The following is a 17,696-nucleotide window of genomic DNA, read 5'->3' on the forward strand; positions in this document are numbered from 1 at the left end:
ATCCCCATCCCCAGAATGTGGGCACTGGTGCCCCTTCCGCAGTCATTTCGGTTGGGGCAACCGACAATAATGACAATATCGCCAGTTTCTCTTCCCGTGGTCCGACAAGGGTTTGGGATACCGTTCCTCCCTGGTATGACTATTCACCTTACTTAATGGACCCCGATATCTGCGCCCCGGGTGTTAATATCCTTTCCACCTATTATTCCAGTGACCAGAGTTATACCCAGATGTCCGGAACTTCCATGGCAACACCCCATCTGGCTGGGGTTTGCGCCTTAATGCTTTCCAAGAATCCCTATTTAACCCCGAGGCAGATTGATTCCATCTTAGAGCGGCATGCGGTTGTTGATTTGGGTGCTCCTGGTAAAGATACAGTCTTCGGCTCCGGAAGGGTTGATTGTAGTTTAGCAGTTGCCTTCACCCCACCACCAATCTCCCATGATGTTGGGGTTTTGGCAATTGTGGCACCAAACGGAATGATTGACTCTTTGACCCAAATCACTCCCGCCTGTACTGTCAAGAATTATGGTAACCAGCCGGAGAATTATTTAGTACGGATGAAGATTGGCAATTTCTATAACCAGACCGCAACCGTTTCTGGTCATTCTCCGGGAACAGTGCTTTATCTAACCTTCCCGAGTTATTCTTCCTGGCCCAGAGGAACTTGGGCAGTCTCTTGCTCTACAGAACTTTCTGGGGACCAGAATCCCAATAACGATAAGAGGACTTCGCAAATTTCAGTTCGGGTTCGGGATGTTGGTTGTTTTCAGATTACTTCGCCACCCAATCTTGTTGATTCCGGAACTTCTTATACCCCTTCTTGCAGTCTAAAGAATTATGGGACAACGACTGAGACCTATCCGGTTCGGTTTAAGATTGGTGATTTTTATAACGAAGTTGCCACGGTCTCTAACCATTCTCCGGGACAAACACTCTATCTAACCTTTCCGTCCTATGCCAATTGGCCCAGGGGCAATTGGCCGGTCTCCTGTTCAACGGAACTTAATAATGATTTAGTGCCAGGAAATGATAAGGAGACATCTTCGGTTTCGGTTCGGGTTTTGGATGTGGGAACAGTGATCATCACTTCACCCCGTTTAGTGGTTGATTCCGGTAGTATTGTCACTCCTGCCTGCACGGTCTATAATTACGGGAATCAGGTGGTCTCTTATGGAGTTCGGTTTAAGATTGGCAACTTTTATAACGAACTGGTTTCTGTTTCTAACCATAATCCACAGGAAAAGTTATACCTCACATTTCCAGAATGGGTTGCCAATCAGAGGGGAACTTGGGCGGTTTCTTGCTCTACGGAACTTGAGAACGACCTAAATCCGAATAATGATAAGAGGACAAGTAGTGTTTCGGTTTTAGTACGGGATGTTGGGGTGATTGCCCTTATTTTGCCCGATACCCTTTCTGGCGGTGAACCTTTAACTCCAGCCTGTTCGGTTTATAACTTCGGGACAATCTCTGAGACCTATACCTGCCGGCTAAAAATTGGTGGTTTTTATGACCGAAGGATAACAATTATCAACCATCCACCCCAGAGGGGATTGGCAGTGGTCTTTCCCCAACTCCTGCCCCCACCAGGAACGCATATCGTGCGTTGTTCAACGGAATTAGTTGGAGATTTGATGCCGGAGAATAACCTCTTAATTGATTCCTTCTATGTGCCGACGGTTGCTCTAAAAGAAGAGATGGTAGGAAGATTGGTTAAGCAACCCTTCTTAAAGGTTTCTCCTTCGCCATTCCGGGATGGAATCTTAATTTCCTTTGCCTTGCCTAATGAGGCTTTGGGAAAGATTGAGATTTATAATGGTTGTGGGGAACTGGTGAAATCCTTTAAGGTCTTTGGTTCTAACTCCTTATTCTGGGATGGCAGAGACGAAAAAGGGAATAGCCTGCCCAAAGGAGTATACTTCTATCGGTTAGTAAGTGAGAGTTTCAAGACCACAACCAAGGCATTGAAGGTTGAGTAATAAGGGTTATATTTAAAGAGGATAGAGAAGGGCTATAAAGAAAAGATTAACTTTGCGGGAGAGATTAGGCTAAGTTAAAGACTTAAAGATCTTCCAACTCCCAAATTAGAATCTATCTCCCTCTTTATTGCGTCTTTTATTACTTTACCAATTAGACCGGAAATTAGGCGAATGATTAGACTTTCCTTTATTTTCTCAATTAGATTTGGAATTAGACCTCCATTTACCACTTTTATTATCCCTTCCTTTAGCCCGGAGGTTAGACCCTTAATTAAACCAGGGTTTAAACCGAAGTTTAGGTTTTCTATTAAACCAATAATTAGACATTTAATTAAGCCCCCGATACCATCCCCTGTATGCTACACCCTTTTTTATAAAAAGAAATCTCCCCCTTTCTGAACCCCCTTTATATTATTTATTTCGCCCCTATAATAATAACGGAAATACCCCCCAAATTCCTGACACCAAAATTTCCTCTCAATTTCGGCAAATTTTTCAGTTTGGTACGATTTTTGCTAAATAATTATCTACAATCCAAGTAAAAGGGCGATAAAAACCAAAATGATTATCGCCCCACCCAAAAATAGCCAGCCAATATAAGTAGTGAGAAGTCCACTATGCAGTGCCTTAAACCCTTTAACAAAGACCCCAATGATGTTTTTGAGATGTTCATAGATGTCAAAGAACTTATTCTCGGCAATCCGATAGGTCTCATTAAGGAATTTTATTGATTTAACCGAATCGTAAAAGTAAGTGCCCGGAATCTTTGCCTCATCAATATCAATCACATCCGTTTTCGTCTGGCCACCATCCGGTAAGGTAACAACCGCCTCCGGCGCCGGTGAGATCAATTCGCCACCAACAAAAACCTGAGAGACCCTTGCCCTTTTCCCTGATTGGAAAAGACGGTAGAGGATAAAACCAAAGATTAAACCAAGAATGATAAGAATTGTCGGTCCGCCAGCCCAGAAAGCGGTAAATTGTATCCCCCCAACCTCTGTTAAACCGAGGATTGGTCCGATAAAATAGCGAATTGGTATCTGGACAAATATTCCAAAGATGAGGCAGAGGAAGGCTAAAATCACCATCGGCAGAGTCATACTCAAACCCACCTCTTTTACTAACGGTAAGTTCTTTGGTCTTTCGCCAAAAAAGACCGAATGTAAAACCTTTAAGAAAGAGGCGAGGGTCAAAACACTACCAAAAAGGGCAACCACTAAAAAGATGATAAAAGACCAGTTTGGCCCGTATCCCCCTTGGGAAAGTTCCAAAACCCCTTGGTAGATTAGATACTTGGAGAAAAAGCCATTTAATGGTGGCACTCCAGAAATGGCTAAGGCGGTAAAGAGGGTAGTAAAAAAGGTGAGAGGCATTGCTTTAGCCAAACCACCCAATCTCTCCAATTTCGTCTCCCCGGTTTCATATTCTACCGCACCGGCACTGAGGAAGAGACCGGTTTTATAAATGGCATTATTAATCATATGGAATAGCCCACCAATAATGCCAATTGGCACTCCGGTGCCAATCCCTAAGACCATATAGCCAACCTGACTGACCGCATGGTAAGAGAGGAGTTTCAATAAGTTCTTTTGCATCAAAGCCATCGCCACCGCGGCGATAATGGTCAAAGAGCCTAAAGCCATCAAAAGAATTGAGATTGGGGAGTTGGGAATGACCGGGAAGAGATGAAGGGTAAGTCGCGCCAATAGGTAAATTCCTAAAAGTTTATCTAAAGAAGCGGGTAAAAGAGCCATTACCGGCACTGGAGCAAATTCCGCAGCATCCGGAATCCAGGTGTGGAAAGGAATTGATCCGGCTTTAGTTAAAGCCCCAACCAGAAATAATAAAAAGGCAATAATTGGTAATGTCCCTTGCAAAGGAATTCTTATCTCACTCATATTTAAAGTTCCGGTGAGATGGTAGATGAGGGCGGTGCCGATGAGCATTAAGATGTCCGAACCACCAACCATCACCAATGCCTTATTCGCAGCCCTCTCTGAACCTGGTTTCCCTAAGGCGATTAAAAGATAGAGTAAGATTGCCACCCCTCCCCAGGCAAAGAGGAAAATGATAAGATTATCAGAAAGGATGGCTAAGGCACTGGCGGAGATTGTCCAGAGGAGATAGGTGTAATATTCCTTCACCCGGCTATTTTCTGCCATCTTCCTTATGGAGTAAATGGCAATTAAGAGACCGAAGAAGACGGTGGCGAGGAGGATAAAACTGCGGAAAGGATCAGAGACTAAGGTAAATGCCAATTCCGGACCCGACCAAGCCGATTGAGGAAGGAGATACCAAACATAAGTCAATTTTCCGAAGGTGAATAGTACTAAAGTAAAAAGAAAAGAAGCCAAGAGAAGAAGAATGGTCATCGCTTCCCGCAGAAGCCTTCTCTTTTTAGGAATGAAGAGATTAACAAATCCCCCAATTAAAGGCAAAATGATGGGCAATAAGAGTAAGTCAGCCATTAGAAGCCTCCCTGACCAAATATCATATTAGCGTAATTGGTTCCATAGAGAACCGCCTGTTGGGCTAAATCCAAAAAGATATTTCTTACCCCCGGGAGAATCAAAACCCCGGATAAAAGAGAGAGGATAGAGAGAAGAATCAAAGGAGAAGTCATTCCTATCGGCACCTCTCTTATCCCGTTCAGATTCTCCGGGCGATTTCCCAAAAATACCCTTCTCTGCATCCGGATGAAAGAAGCCAAAGTTAAAATCGCGGCTAACCCCGCAATACCGGCTAAGAGATATTGCTTTGCTGCAATCGCCGCCAGAATGAGAATCAACTTTGACCAGAAGCCATTAAAGGGGGGAACTCCGGAGGCGGCAAATGTACCGATAAAGGCGGAAACTCCGGTCAGAGGCATCTTCCCTAAGAGCCCACCCAACTTCTCCATTCTCCTCGTCCCGGTCGCGTACTCAATCGCCCCGGAGTTAAAAAAGAGAAGGGACTTAAATACCGCATGGTTTAAGAGATGGAAGAGCCCACCCATAATGCCTAAGGGGGTTCCTAAACCAAATCCCAAAAGGATATAACCAACCTGACTAATACTACAATAGGCTAAAAGGCGTTTGATGTCGTTCTGCCCCAATTGCAAAATCACCCCGATGAGCATTGATAAACCCGCTAAGAAAAGTAGAATATTGGCAACAATGGGGTTCATCCCAAAGACATTGAAAAATACCCTAACCAACGCATAGACACCCAAAACCTTAATCAAAACTCCGGAAAGGAGAGCGGAGATTGGTGCCGGGGCAGAAGGGTGAGCATCAGGCAGCCAGGCATGAAAAGGAATTAAAGCCGCCTTTATCCCAAAGCCGATGAGAAATAAGACCGAAGAGAAGAGAACAAAGGGTTTTGTGCCATTTCCGGTTATCACCCGGGAGATATCCGCCATATTTAAGGTCCCGGTAGCGGCATAAAGAAGGGCGATACTTAAAAGAATGGTTAAAGAGCCAATCTCCCCCATCACCATATACTTAAATCCCGCTTCCAACTCTTCCTGTCCGGTTCCAAAACTGACTAAGGCATAAGAGGCGATGGTAGCAATCTCTAAGAAGACAAAGAGGTTAAATAAATCACCCGTCAGAGTGACCCCAATCATTCCGGTAATCATCAAAAAGAGGAGGGCATAAAACTTATGTTTGGCAGTAAATTTCTCCATATAGTTGATGGAAAAGATGGTTGCCATAAAACCAATGAAAGTAATCACTAAGAGGATGAGGGCACTGAGACCGTCAAGAACTAAAAGGATACCCAATGGTGGCCGCCAGCCACCCATAAAGTATAAGGAATGGTTCGGGCGGGCAATTTCTGTTAAGGCGAGAATTGAAAGGAGGAATAAAATCCCGGTGATAAAATTAGCGAAGATGTCGGAAAAGGACCGGGCTTGCTTTTTGAAAATTGAACCAAAGAGATAAATAAAAAATGCCGAAAATAAGGGTAAGACAACAAAAATTGGTAGCCACTGTGCGATGAGCATAAGAACTCCTTAAAAAAAGAGAAAGAAAAGGATAAAAAACCCAAAAAGACCAGCGAGTATAAGTAAAGGTAAAATCAGTTTACTCTGGGGCAGAGAGAATGGTAAACCACCATCCGGAGCCGTTTCTTTTTCTTCTAATTTCTTTTCTTTTAACATCTTTCCTCCCGTTATTTAAGATTTAAAAATCGCGCCGCTAATTTTTGCCAAGTCTTTCGCGAAATTTTTCCGCTAAAATCCGAAATTAACTCTCCACCATCGCTAATCGTCACCTCGCATTCCTCTTTCAGAATTTCCTGCAACTGTTCCACTTCATCCCTTAACCACCGTTCCGCGGAACTTCCCCGCAAGAAATCCTTTAAGGTATCAACAAGCGCTTCGGGAAAGAGAGAAACTAACCAGCCTTTCTCGTAGGGGTCTTGAGAAAGAACCTCAGGTTTTGTGACGATCTCCTGGTTAACTTCTTTAATCTCTCCGGAAATGGGGGAAGAAAGACTGATGGAATAATTGCCAATTCGGAACTGACCGATACTTTCCTCCTGCTTTATTTTTTCCCCTTCCTTTGGTAAAGTGATTTCCGTAATGCCGTTAAGAATTTTACTTGCGAAGTCATCAATCCCTAACTTTATCGTTCCTTCTTTTTCAATCATCACCCAAAAGTGCTTGGGATGATAATAGAGATCAGAATGGAGAGCAAAACCAGAAACCTTTTTCATCTTCTCCCGCTTTGTCCTTCTTCTTAATAAAAGGGGATGGCTCTCCGCCAAATCGGAAATCATCTGGTCAACCGGACAATGCCAGCATTCATAATTATTAGAGCAAAGTTTATAAGACAAATCCCCAGTAAGATAATAACGACACATCCTCTTTTCCCCGGGTAAACTTCGCAACTTCTCTAGTGCCTGGACAATCATCGGTTGTTCTCCGTAACCAGCTCCACTGATAAGGGCTTGGTCAAATTCGCAATTCTTACAGTCATAATTTCTGGTGCAGAGGCGATAAGAAACAACCCCCGCCTTCATCCAGATACACTCTTTCGTTTGACTCTCTTTCATAAAAACCTCCTCCTTTTTCGCTTCAACTTTAACAACTTCTTGGGTTTTTAAGTAAAACTGTTTATAAATCGAACATCTTTCCGGACACCCAACACAAGGGTCGTCTTTAACAAGGCTTGTCCTGGGAAGCATTTTCTTCACTGGATAAGCCTTACAATATCTTACTACAACCTCTTCTAAGAATGGGCATCTCTTTTTCATAACATACTTATCAAGCAAATTTCGTGCCAAAATCTTTTTAACTTAAGTTTTTATCAATCAATAACTTATAAAAATAGGAACCCTTCTTTATGTTTATTTTTGCAACATCTGTTGCACTTTTAATCAATTTTTATATTATAATCCTTAATTTTCCGATACAAAGTGACCCGATTTATTCCTAAAATTTCAGCTGCCTGGCTAATATTACCTTTCATCTCCCTTAAAACCTTTTCAATATGCTCCTTCTCCACATCGCGCAGGGTCTTTCCGAAAGGTAAATTTTTCTCCACACTTCTCGTAAATACCGAAGGCAGGGCTTCCGGGAGAATGATATCACCTTGAGTTATTACTACCGCGTGTTCAATAGCATTCTCCAATTCCCTGACATTTCCCGGCCAATCATAATCCAGCAAAAGATTCAATGCCTCCGGAGAAATTTTACTAACTCTCTTTCCAGTCGCCGCGGAAAACTTCTCTAAAAAATGTTGCACCAAAAGCGGGATATCTTCTTTCCTTTCTCTAAGGGGAGGAACTTTTATCGTAATGACATTGAGCCGATAGAATAAATCCTCACGGAATTTTCCCGCCGCCACTAATTCTTTTAAATCCCGATTGGTAGCGGCGATAATCCGCACATCAATTTTTATCGTTTCTGTTGAACCTAAACGACGGAACTCCCGTTCCTGTAAGAAGCGTAAAAGGTCAACCTGGGTCTTCAAACTGATATCGGCGATTTCATCTAAAAATAAAGTGCCCCCATCCGCCATTTCAATCTTTCCCTTTTTCCCGACCACTGCTCCGGTGAAGGCACCTTTTTCGTAACCAAAGAGTTCTGCCTCTAAAAGTGTTTCCGGGAGGGCACCACAGGCCAGGGGGATAAAAGGACCTTCTCTTCTCGGACTTTCCGAATGGATCGCCCGGGCAATCAACTCCTTTCCGGTTCCGGATTCCCCTTCAACTAAGACCGTGGACCGGGTTGGGGCAACGGTTTTTATCAACTCAAAAACCCTTTGCATCTTTGGACTTTTACCGATAATGTCGTGAAATTGATATTTTTGACTTAACTCCTTTCGGAGAATGATATTTTCCTTCTTTAAGTTCTGGTGCTCAATAATCTTTCGGATAACCATTCCCAATTCTTCGGGATGGAACGGCTTAACGATATAATCATAGGCACCTTCCTTCATCGCCGCCACCGCGGTATCCACGGTCGCGTAGGCAGTAATGATAATCACCGGCACATCAAGATTTAATTTTTTCACAGCCCGTAACACCTCTATCCCGTCCATCTTGGGCATCTTTAAGTCAACCAGCATCACGTTGAAAGATTCCTTTTGCACCAATTCCAATGCCTTAAAACCATCCTCCACCGCTACTACTTCATAGCCATCTTCTTTCAGCCAATCGGTTAGGGATTGGCGCATAATCTCTTCGTCATCAACGATAAGAATTTGGCTCATTTCTCCTCCCAACTTTTCCCTTCTAACTCTTTTATCATCTTCATTAAAAAGTCTTGGCAACAAGGACAGAAATGTTTAAGTTTCTGGTCAATCCCCCAGACATCCGGAGCGAATGCCATTACGCATTCTTTAAGGGCACAATGGACCAAACCAAATGTGTGGCCTAGTTCGTGAATCGCCTCCTTCACCACCCGGGTTAAAAAAAGAGATGGGTTAGGTGGTAAAGTGTAGTATTCTGGACGGAGGCGGGCTAAAGAGATGACCGCACTCTTCCCTTTCAACTGTGCCTCCCCAAAGACAAAAGTTAAGACCGGGGTGCAGAGGTCAACTTCGGTAATCCCTAAGATTTTGAGGCTGTTCGGGGGAAGATGGTTAACAATCTCCTTTAAGATTTTACTTGAATAGTATTGACCCCGGCTTGGTTCAAAGGCATAAGCCGGGTTAGGGACCTCAGAGATGATTTTGGCGGGAAACGGATAAACCTCCTCTAAACCCTCTTTCACCGCGGCTAAAACTTCTCCTTCAATCTTGCCGATTGGCAATATGTAAATGATGCGGTTCATTCAATACTCACCGGGAGGGAAATGGTAAAGATTGTCCCCTTATTCACCTCACTTTTCACATTGATTTGTCCCCGATGCCGGCTCACAATCCCATAGACGACGGAAAGACCGAGACCAGTTCCTTTTGGTTTCGTGGTGAAGAAGGGGTCAAAGATGCGGGGCAGATTTTCCGGAGGAATTCCTTTTCCGGTATCGGCAAATTCAATCTCTACCATATTGTCTTTCCGCTGGGTGGTGATCGTCAACTTTCCTCCCTTCTCCATTGCCTCACAAGCGTTGATAATAATATTCATAAAGGTCTGCTGGAGTTGGGCGAAATCAGCGGTAATCTGAGGACAGGGACCATAATGTTTCTCCACTTCAACGTTTTGGAGCCTTAACTTGTGGGCTAACAATTCTAAGGATTCATCTAAAACATGGTGGATATCAACCGGCTTGAGGTTGGGCTCCGATTGTCGGGCGAAGTCTAAGAGATTTCGGACAATCGTTCCACACCGCGCTGTCTCCTTTTCCATTATCGCCAAATACCTTTTCATCTCACCGTCTCCGGTATTACCCATTTTTGCTAACTTCTTTTGGATAAGTCGAATATAAGTGAGTATCCCCGCGATGGGATTATTTATCTCGTGAGCCACCCCGGCCGCTAATTGGCCCAAGGTTGCCAAACGTTCCGAACGCATCAACTGCTGGGAAGTTGCTTCTTTTAACTTCTCCTCTCGTTCCTTCAAGGAAGAAGCCATAAAGTTAAAACTCTCGCTCACCTCTCTCAACTCATCTTTTGTTTTCACCTCCACCCTTTGAGAGAAATCACCACGGGCAATCTGCCGCGAGGCAGAGATGATTTTCTTTAAGGGCAAGAGGATACTTCGGGCTAAAAGAAAAGAAACCAGTACCGCGATACTCACCCCAATCAACATAATACTGACAAAAGTCACTATCGCCTTCTTCTTCATATCAAAGAACTTTTCCGCCCGCAGTCCAACATAAAGAATCCCCACCGTCTTACCATTGATATTTCTTATTGGCTCGTAGGCGGTAATATACCAATCCTGGACGACGAATGCCTGGTCGATAAAAGCTCTCCCTTTTTCTAAGACCTCGGTATAAACATTCTCTGCCACTCGGGTGCCAATTGCTCTTCTCCCATCCGGAAAACGGACATTGGTGGCAATCCGGACATCACCCTGAAAGATAGTGGCGGTGCCGATTTCTTTTCCCTTATAGACCTCACCCTTAAAGACCAAATCCTTTATCCTGTCAACAAGAAAATAATTCTGATTGAGAATTCTCCCTCCGTAGAGAGTTCCTAAAAATCTCCCATCCTGGGTAAAAATTGGGGCGCAGGCTAAAAGAAACATCCCGGCATTTAATTTCCCACCCTCCTTTAACTTTGCCCGTGGTGTCGGAACAATCTCAATTTCCGCCAGTTGTACCAACTCCTCACTTTCCCTTAAAATCTCTTCTCGGGGAATAATCGTTGTCGCCTGAGCTACTTCCTTCTTTTCCAACACCCATTTCACTAAATCATTATCCACCTTATCTCCGTACCTCTTCGGATTCCGGGCACTAACTAAGACCCGACCCAAAGAATCGGTTAGAGTTAAGATATCAAGAAACTCCTCCCTTCTAATCTTTGCCAGTTCTAGTCCTATCGCTTTAAGATTTCCCCCCAAGATACCTTCTTGGAGAAAAAATCTTAAACTGGCGAACCGGATTACATCCTTAATATCCCCTAAATTTTCCTGGTAAATTTCCCGGGCAACATTTAAGTCCGATTTTACCTTACTCTGGGCTTGTTTCACAATCCCATCGGCGATGAAATGAATCCCAATCCAGATGGCTAAGGCACCGATCAAGGCAATCACTAAAAGAAAACTAAGAATAAATTTTCCTGTAATCCCAACGCGCATTAAGTTATTTTATGGAAAAAATCTTAATCGTCAAGAAAGAAAAATTGGGAAGCAAAGAGGGAATTAATTTGTTATTATGTATCTGTGAGGCTCAGAATTAAAGGCTAAGAGATGAGGGCGGAAATCTGGGCTAAGGTCTCCTCCTTTGTGTAATGTTTCAAAGTAATCGCACCCGAAGGACAAGCAGCAACACACGCCCCACACCCTTTACAGAGAACCGCTTCTACGGTCATCACCTTTTTTTCGCTATTAAAAACTAACGCCTGATAGGGACAGAGGCCTTCGCAGATATGGCAACCGGAGCATTGTTCTTCTTTAATCTCAGCCACAATCGGCTCCACTGTGATCATATCCTTATTTAACAGGGCGATGACCGATGCCGCGGCTCCTTTTGCCTGGGCTACCGCATCCGGAATATCCTTCGGTCCCTGGCAGACCCCAGCTAAATAGACACCATCAATGTTGGAATCAACCGGCCTTAATTTGGGATGCGCCTCCAAAAAGAATCGGTCCGGAGAGAGCGATAACTTCAAGATATTAGCTAAATGTTTACTATCCGCCCTTGGCACTAAACCGGTACCCAAAACCACACAATCGGTCTTATGCTCAACCACTTCTCCCAGTAAGGTATCCTCCACTCGCACTATCAACTTGTCTCCGTCTCGGTAAATTTCTGATGGATTCCCTCTTCGGTAGATTACTCCTTCCTGTTTCACCCGGTCGTAAAACTCTTCAAACCCTTTTCCGAATGCCCGGACATCCATATAAAAAACTGTAACCCGGGCATCCGGAATCCTCTCTTTTACCAAATGTGCCTGCTTGGCGATATACATACAGCAGACCCGAGAGCAATATTCATTGCCAATCTGCTTATCCCGGGAGCCGACGCAGTGGATAAAGGTAATATCTTTTGGTCGCTTTCCGTTAACAATAAACTCACCGCTGGTTGGTCCGGAGGCGGAGAGAAGTCTTTCCGCCTGCAAACCAGTTATCACTTCGGGATATTTACCAAAGCCAAATTCCGGCTTTAATGTGGCGTCAAATTCATCATAGCCCGTGGCTAAAATAATTGCCCCAACCTCCAATTCCAAGACTTCGTCTTCCTGAGTAAAGTCAATCGCCTGTGGTTTACAGACCTTAACACATTCTTGACATTCGGAACAGACCGAACAATTTAGGCACCGCTTTGCTTCTCTTTTTGCCTCCTCTTCGGAAAAGCCCAATTCTACTTCGGAAAAATTTCTCCTTTCCCCGATTGAAATTTTCCGCATTGGGGTGCGCGAAATCTTAGGAAACCGCGCGTACTCTTCCTCCATAAATCGGACAATCTCCGGATTTGGTTTTGCCAAAGGCTTCGTCCCCGTCAAGTAGTTATCAATCGCTTCCGCTGCCTTCTTCCCCATCGCTACCGCTTCAATCACCGTTGCCGGTCCGGAGACCAAGTCCCCTCCGGCGAAAACTCCCTCTTGGGAGGTCATCAGGGTTTCGGAATCAACGACCAGTGTCCCTAAACGGGTCTTAGCAAAATTGGGCAAGAAAGAGAGGTCTGGGGTTTGACCAATCGCCGGAATTAAGATATCGCAATCTAAAAGGAATTCACTTCCAGGGATTGGGATGGGCCTGCGCCGACCTGTGGCATCTGGTTCCGCCAATTCCATCCTCTGACATTCAATCGCTCTTACTTTATTTGGTCCGATGATCTTCGTGGGCGCCGCTAAATAGATAATCTCCACCCCTTCCTTTTCTGCTTCTTCCCTTTCCCAAGGGTTAGCGGGCATTTCGTTTAAACTGCGGCGGTAAATTATCCGCACCTTCTTTGCCCCGAGGCGATAAGCGACCCTTGCCGCATCAAATGCCGCATTCCCTCCACCGATGACACAAATAACCTTATCCTTTATCACCGGAGTAAAATCCATTAATTTCCGATTGACCGATTTTAAAAACTCAAGGCAGGAATAGACCCCTTCTAATTCCTCTCCTGGGATATTCAGTTTTAGGTCCTGATAGGCACCGGTTGCCAAAAATACCGCGGCGTAACCATCCCCGAATAAATCTTCAATGGTAAAATCTTTACCTAATGTCATTTCGGTTTTTAACTCAATGCCGTGGGCTAAAATAAAATCAATATCCGCCCTGAGCGCCTCCCGAGGTAAACGAAATTCCGGAATCCCGGTAATAAGCATTCCACCCGGTTCGGAAAGTTTTTCAAAACAGGTTACCGGATAACCCCTCTTTGTTAAGAAATAGGCACAGGTGAGACCAGCCGGACCCGTTCCCACTATTGCTACTTTTTGGGATTTGGTCTTTGGCACCGGTTCGGGTAATTTCTTCCCACTTTTCCGCCAATAGTCAGCGATAAATCGTTTTAAGGAAGCGATGGCGATGGGTGCATCTTTTCGGTTGCACTCCCCTTCGCAGGGATGATTACAGACCCGGCCGCAAACTGAGGCGAAAGGATTTGCCTCCCTTTCTAAGTTTAATGCCTCCTCATATTTTCCCGCGGCAATTAAGGCGATATAGCCGTGGGCGTTCACACCGGCCGGACAACCTGCCCGACAGGGTGAAATCCCTTTCCGGTCAATTGTATAGACATTAGGGACCGCCTGAGGAAATGGCCGATAAATTGCGGTCCGCTTTCTCAACCCCATATCAAATTCACTATCAACTCGGACCGGGCAGGCATATTCACAATCTTGGCAGGCGTTACAGAGTTGGGTTGAGACATATCGCGCCTTCCTTCTCACTCTTACCCGAAAATTCCCAATTGAACCGGAGACATCTTCCACTTCGGCATAGGTTAATAACTCAATATTTTTATTCCTTGCCACATCCACCATCTTGGGGGTTAAGATACAGGCGGCGCAGTCCAAAGTAGGAAAGGTCTTTTCCAATTGTGCCATCCGGCCACCAATGGAAGGCTCCTTTTCCACTAAATAGACCTTATAACCAGCATCCGCAATATCCAATGCCGCTTGGATGCCACTAATCCCGCCACCAATCACCAATGCCGATTTTGTTACTGGCACCTCTTTGGGAACCAATGGTTCTAAGAAGATTGCCCGCATCACTGCACTTCTCACCAGATCCTTTGCCTTCTCGGTTGCCTCTTTTTTATCCTCATGAACCCAGGAACAATGCTCTCGGATATTTGCCATCTCAAAGAGATAAGGATTTATCCCAACTTCAAAGATACAACCACGAAAGGTTGGTTCGTGCATTCTGGGAGAGCAAGAGGCAACCACAATCCGATTTAAGTTATACTCTTTAATATCCTTCTTGATTAAATCCTGGCCGGGGTCGGAACACATGTAGAGATAATCCCGGGCGATTACCACATTGGGCAGGTTTTTAGCAAACTCCGCAACCGCCTTCACATCAACGGTCTTGGAGATATTTACTCCGCAGTGACAAATATAAACACCAATTCTCGCTTCTGCCATAGAAGGCATTTTAATAAATTCTTTTCCTCTGTCAACTCAACTCTTATCCCCGACCACCGAAAAAGATATAAAACTGAAAATAAGGTCCGCTCAAATTGAGGTCGGGTCCGTTATTCATCTTCTGTCCAGTTTCGTATTCCCAAGATGATTTCCCAGGGAAGAAGATATAGCCACCTTTCAAACTGAAACCGATAAAAGAAATTGGAAAATCAAGAGAAAGACCCGGGGAGAGGGCAAAACCACCTTTTGTTATCTTCGCTCCAAAATTGGGATTTTTGATTAAATCTTCAAAATTGGTCGGGGGGATTTTATTAGGCTTTAAGAAAAAGGTAAAACCACCGCCACCAATGCCCAAAAGGAACCGGGGATTAAAGAATTTAATGGTAATTGGGATATACCCCACTTCAAAGAAGCCGGCGCCGAAATCGGCATCAATTGCTAAACTATCGCTTGCCACACTCTGGGAACCACCAAAACCAAAACCACCAATCGTTATTTTCCCAACCTGTGCCCAACCGCCGCCCCCAAAACCAAAGTGCGTCTGGGAGAACTTACTGGAAAATTGATTTTGGGCGAGGACTTCGTTCACCTTATTGAAATTGAAAATAGAAAGGGTGGGGGAGAAACCGCCAAAACCACCGCCTTGAATTCTACCTTTTTGGTTATGGCATTTTCCTTTTCCCAATCTCACGGAAAAAATCTTCTCTTCGTTTTCTCTTGCCACTTTTAATCTTAATAATCCATTCGCTTCTTTTTGACGGACGATCTCTGCCACCATTTCTATATTCTCTACCTTCTGGCCATCAACCTCTAAGAGGATGTCACCAACAAGAATTCCTGCTTCCGCAGCTGGACTACCTTCCATCACCTCTTGCACCAAAATTTCTTTCTCCGATTCCGTAAGATGAAGACCGAGATGGACAGTTATACACCCTTGGCTAAAAATAATTTCTGGGAGAGTAAATATCCCCATAAAAATAAAGAGAAGATAAGGTCTTTTCATTTTTCCTCCAAAACTTTGTAATATAAATAATAATATCCATTCTGTCAAATCCTAAAAATCTACTCCGGCATTTACACCATAAGGTTTGCGATTCGGGAATATTAGATACTCATAAGGAAGATTGGTAAAATCTATGACGCTACCGGCAGAAAAGAAAAGAGATTAAAAATGGGCGTATAATTCAAAAAACGGAAAAGGTAATTAAGAGATTTGATTCTAAATTAATAACTGTGCTTTAGGATAAACCTAAAAAATATGCGACATAAAAGTCGCTTTTTAATAAGGGGGAGTTCTGTTTAGGTTCTTTATTTTCAATAACTTAATCAATTGGGGGCTAAATTTAAGTGAGCCCTACCACCGCCACCCCTACGACTTCCCCTCCCACCCATTAGCCGGGTTTTCGCTCGTCCTTTAAGGACCAATTCCTTTCGCGGTTAAGGGTCTAATCTTCTCACTGATCTCTTTCCCGAAAAAGGGTTTAATCTTCTCACCAATCTCTTCTCCCGGAAAAGATGTAAGAAAATCTCTAATCTATCGCCTAATCCCAGGACTAATTTTGGGAGCGAAGTGACGGATAGTGAGGCATTCGGTTTTTGCTGGAAAACTGGTTATTGACAGGGATGGGTTATTATTTATAATACTTCTATGTGGAAAGGTCCTTTGGAGAAGATTGATAACTGGCGGTGGAAGATTCCCCAGAGTTATAAGAAGGAGATGCGGGTGGAAGGTGTAATATATGCCTCCCCTGAGATGCTTGAGAAGATAAAGGAAGATATGGCTCCCGAACAAGTGGCAAATGTTGCCACCCTGCCCGGAATCTTAAAATATTCCCTGGCGATGCCGGATATTCATTGGGGTTATGGTTTTGCTATCGGCGGTGTTGCCGGTTTCTCAATAAAAGAAGGGGTCATCTCTCCCGGCGGTGTCGGCTATGATATAAACTGTGGCGTGCGATTACTCCGCACCAACCTAACAAAGAAAGACATTACGGAAAAAATTTTGGAAGAACTGGTTAGGGCTATATTCTATAATGTTCCTTCTGGTGTTGGCTCAACCGGTAAAATTCGCATTTCCCAATCAGAAGTGAAAGAGGTCTTATATAAAGGCGCGAGATGGGCTTATGAGAAAGGTTTTGGCACAGAAAGGGATTTACGCTTCACGGAAGAAGAAGGGCAGATGAAAGGCGCCGACCCTGATAAAATCTCTAAACGAGCCTTAGAGAGGGGGGCACCACAATTGGGAACCTTGGGAGCAGGGAATCACTTCTTAGAAATCCAGGAGATTGAGGAAATCTATGACCAAGAGGCAGCGAAGGTCTTTAACTTAGAAAAGGGGATGATAACCGTTATGATTCACACCGGCAGCCGGGGACTTGGTTATCAGATTTGCGATGATAATGTTCGGGAATTGGGGAAGGCGGTCCAAAAGTATGGGATTTATTTGCCCGACCGGCAATTGGCTTGTGCCCCAATTGAATCGCCAGAAGGCAAGGCATATTTTTCCGCGATGGTCTGCGCGGCAAATTATGCCTGGGCAAATCGCCAGTGCATCACCCACTGGGTAAGGGAGGCATTCTCCCAGGTCTTTAAGAAAAAGGTTGAAGATTTAGGCTTAGAATTAATATATGATGTTGCCCATAATATCGCCAAGTTTGAAAAACACTTGGTTAACGGTAAAGAGATGACAGTCTGTGTCCACCGGAAGGGAGCGACCCGTGCCTTTCCTCCTGGTCATCCTTCCCTTCCCGAAAAATACCGACCACTTGGCCAACCAGTTATCATTCCGGGTGATATGGGAACAAATTCCTATCTCTTATTAGGAACCCAAAGGGCGATGGAAGAGACCTTCGGCTCTACCTGTCATGGTGCCGGAAGGGTCTGGTCCCGCACCAAGGCATTAGAAGAGACAAGGCACAGAAATGTCGCTCAGGAATTAAAATCCAAAGGGATTTTAGTGATGGCAGCATCAAAAGAGGTTTTAAGGGAAGAAGTTCCGGATGCCTATAAAGATGTCAATTTGGTGGTTGAGGTCTGCCATAATGCCGGCATCTCTAAGAAAGTCTGCCGGATGCGTCCCTTAGGAGTGGTGAAAGGTTAGAGA

Annotated in this window: 11 protein-coding genes; 2 read left to right on the forward strand and 9 right to left on the reverse strand. The window is 44.3% G+C overall.

The genetic code is table 11. The features are described from left to right. Window positions 1-1,982 (forward strand): S8 family serine peptidase (locus tag ABIL00_03210; GenBank protein MEO0109773.1); only part of this gene is annotated, 1,982 nt, incomplete at its 5' end. A gap of 527 nt (window positions 1,983-2,509) precedes the next feature. Here ABIL00_03210 and ABIL00_03215 read toward each other — a convergent pair. The 9 genes from ABIL00_03215 to ABIL00_03255 form a co-directional block, all read right to left on the reverse strand. Further along, window positions 2,510-4,450 (reverse strand): proton-conducting transporter membrane subunit, encoded by a 1,941-nt coding sequence (locus ABIL00_03215; GenBank protein MEO0109774.1) that lies wholly within the window; start codon window positions 4,448-4,450, stop codon window positions 2,510-2,512. Further along, window positions 4,450-5,967, reverse strand: a complete 1,518-nt coding sequence (locus ABIL00_03220; GenBank protein MEO0109775.1) for a proton-conducting transporter membrane subunit — start codon at window positions 5,965-5,967, stop codon at window positions 4,450-4,452. Before ABIL00_03220 ends, ABIL00_03215 begins: the two co-directional genes overlap by 1 nt. A gap of 9 nt (window positions 5,968-5,976) precedes the next feature. Further along, window positions 5,977-6,123, reverse strand: a complete 147-nt coding sequence (locus ABIL00_03225) for a hypothetical protein (protein MEO0109776.1) — start codon at window positions 6,121-6,123, stop codon at window positions 5,977-5,979. A gap of 11 nt (window positions 6,124-6,134) precedes the next feature. Beyond that, window positions 6,135-7,250 (reverse strand): glycine cleavage system protein H, encoded by a 1,116-nt coding sequence (locus tag ABIL00_03230; GenBank protein ID MEO0109777.1) that lies wholly within the window; start codon window positions 7,248-7,250, stop codon window positions 6,135-6,137. A gap of 89 nt (window positions 7,251-7,339) precedes the next feature. Then, a complete protein-coding gene (locus ABIL00_03235; GenBank protein MEO0109778.1) occupies window positions 7,340-8,680 on the reverse strand; it encodes a sigma-54 dependent transcriptional regulator in 1,341 nt (446 codons plus the stop codon). After that, window positions 8,677-9,243, reverse strand: coding sequence for an archaemetzincin family Zn-dependent metalloprotease (locus ABIL00_03240; GenBank protein ID MEO0109779.1), 567 nt, complete (start codon window positions 9,241-9,243; stop codon window positions 8,677-8,679). Before ABIL00_03240 ends, ABIL00_03235 begins: the two co-directional genes overlap by 4 nt. Continuing rightward, complete coding sequence (locus ABIL00_03245) at window positions 9,240-11,153, reverse strand: cache domain-containing protein (GenBank protein ID MEO0109780.1); 1,914 nt, start codon at window positions 11,151-11,153, stop codon at window positions 9,240-9,242. Before ABIL00_03245 ends, ABIL00_03240 begins: the two co-directional genes overlap by 4 nt. A 104-nt stretch (window positions 11,154-11,257) precedes the next feature. Next, entirely contained in the window at window positions 11,258-14,593 is a 3,336-nt protein-coding gene (locus ABIL00_03250; GenBank protein MEO0109781.1) for an FAD-dependent oxidoreductase, read from the reverse strand. A 43-nt stretch (window positions 14,594-14,636) separates the two neighbouring features. Next, on the reverse strand, window positions 14,637-15,596 hold the full coding sequence (locus ABIL00_03255) for a PDZ domain-containing protein (protein MEO0109782.1): 960 nt from the start codon (window positions 15,594-15,596) through the stop codon (window positions 14,637-14,639). Between the two features lie 645 nt (window positions 15,597-16,241). Here ABIL00_03255 and ABIL00_03260 point away from each other — a divergent pair. Beyond that, the gene (locus ABIL00_03260) at window positions 16,242-17,693 is read left to right on the forward strand and encodes an RtcB family protein (protein ID MEO0109783.1); all 1,452 of its coding nucleotides are present in this window, start codon (window positions 16,242-16,244) and stop codon (window positions 17,691-17,693) included. The last annotated feature ends 3 nt before the right edge of the window (window positions 17,694-17,696 follow it).

The organism is candidate division WOR-3 bacterium (assembly GCA_039801905.1).
In the GTDB taxonomy this organism is placed as follows: Bacteria; Hydrothermota; Tepidihabitantia; order Tepidihabitantales; family JBDRVQ01; genus JBDRVQ01.

What these genes read in the sequence shown, in the direction of transcription:
- ABIL00_03245 (MEO0109780.1), bottom strand. Translation starts at nt 11,153, where the DNA reads ATGCGCGTTGGGATTACAGGAAAATTTATTCTTAGTTTTCTTTTAGTG.
- ABIL00_03235 (MEO0109778.1), bottom strand. Translation starts at nt 8,680, where the DNA reads ATGAGCCAAATTCTTATCGTTGATGACGAAGAGATTATGCGCCAATCC.
- ABIL00_03240 (MEO0109779.1), bottom strand. Translation starts at nt 9,243, where the DNA reads ATGAACCGCATCATTTACATATTGCCAATCGGCAAGATTGAAGGAGAA.
- ABIL00_03250 (MEO0109781.1), bottom strand. Translation starts at nt 14,593, where the DNA reads ATGGCAGAAGCGAGAATTGGTGTTTATATTTGTCACTGCGGAGTAAAT.
- ABIL00_03255 (MEO0109782.1), bottom strand. Translation starts at nt 15,596, where the DNA reads ATGAAAAGACCTTATCTTCTCTTTATTTTTATGGGGATATTTACTCTC.
- ABIL00_03225 (MEO0109776.1), bottom strand. Translation starts at nt 6,123, where the DNA reads ATGTTAAAAGAAAAGAAATTAGAAGAAAAAGAAACGGCTCCGGATGGT.
- ABIL00_03260 (MEO0109783.1), top strand. Translation starts at nt 16,242, where the DNA reads ATGTGGAAAGGTCCTTTGGAGAAGATTGATAACTGGCGGTGGAAGATT.
- ABIL00_03215 (MEO0109774.1), bottom strand. Translation starts at nt 4,450, where the DNA reads ATGGCTGACTTACTCTTATTGCCCATCATTTTGCCTTTAATTGGGGGA.
- ABIL00_03220 (MEO0109775.1), bottom strand. Translation starts at nt 5,967, where the DNA reads ATGCTCATCGCACAGTGGCTACCAATTTTTGTTGTCTTACCCTTATTT.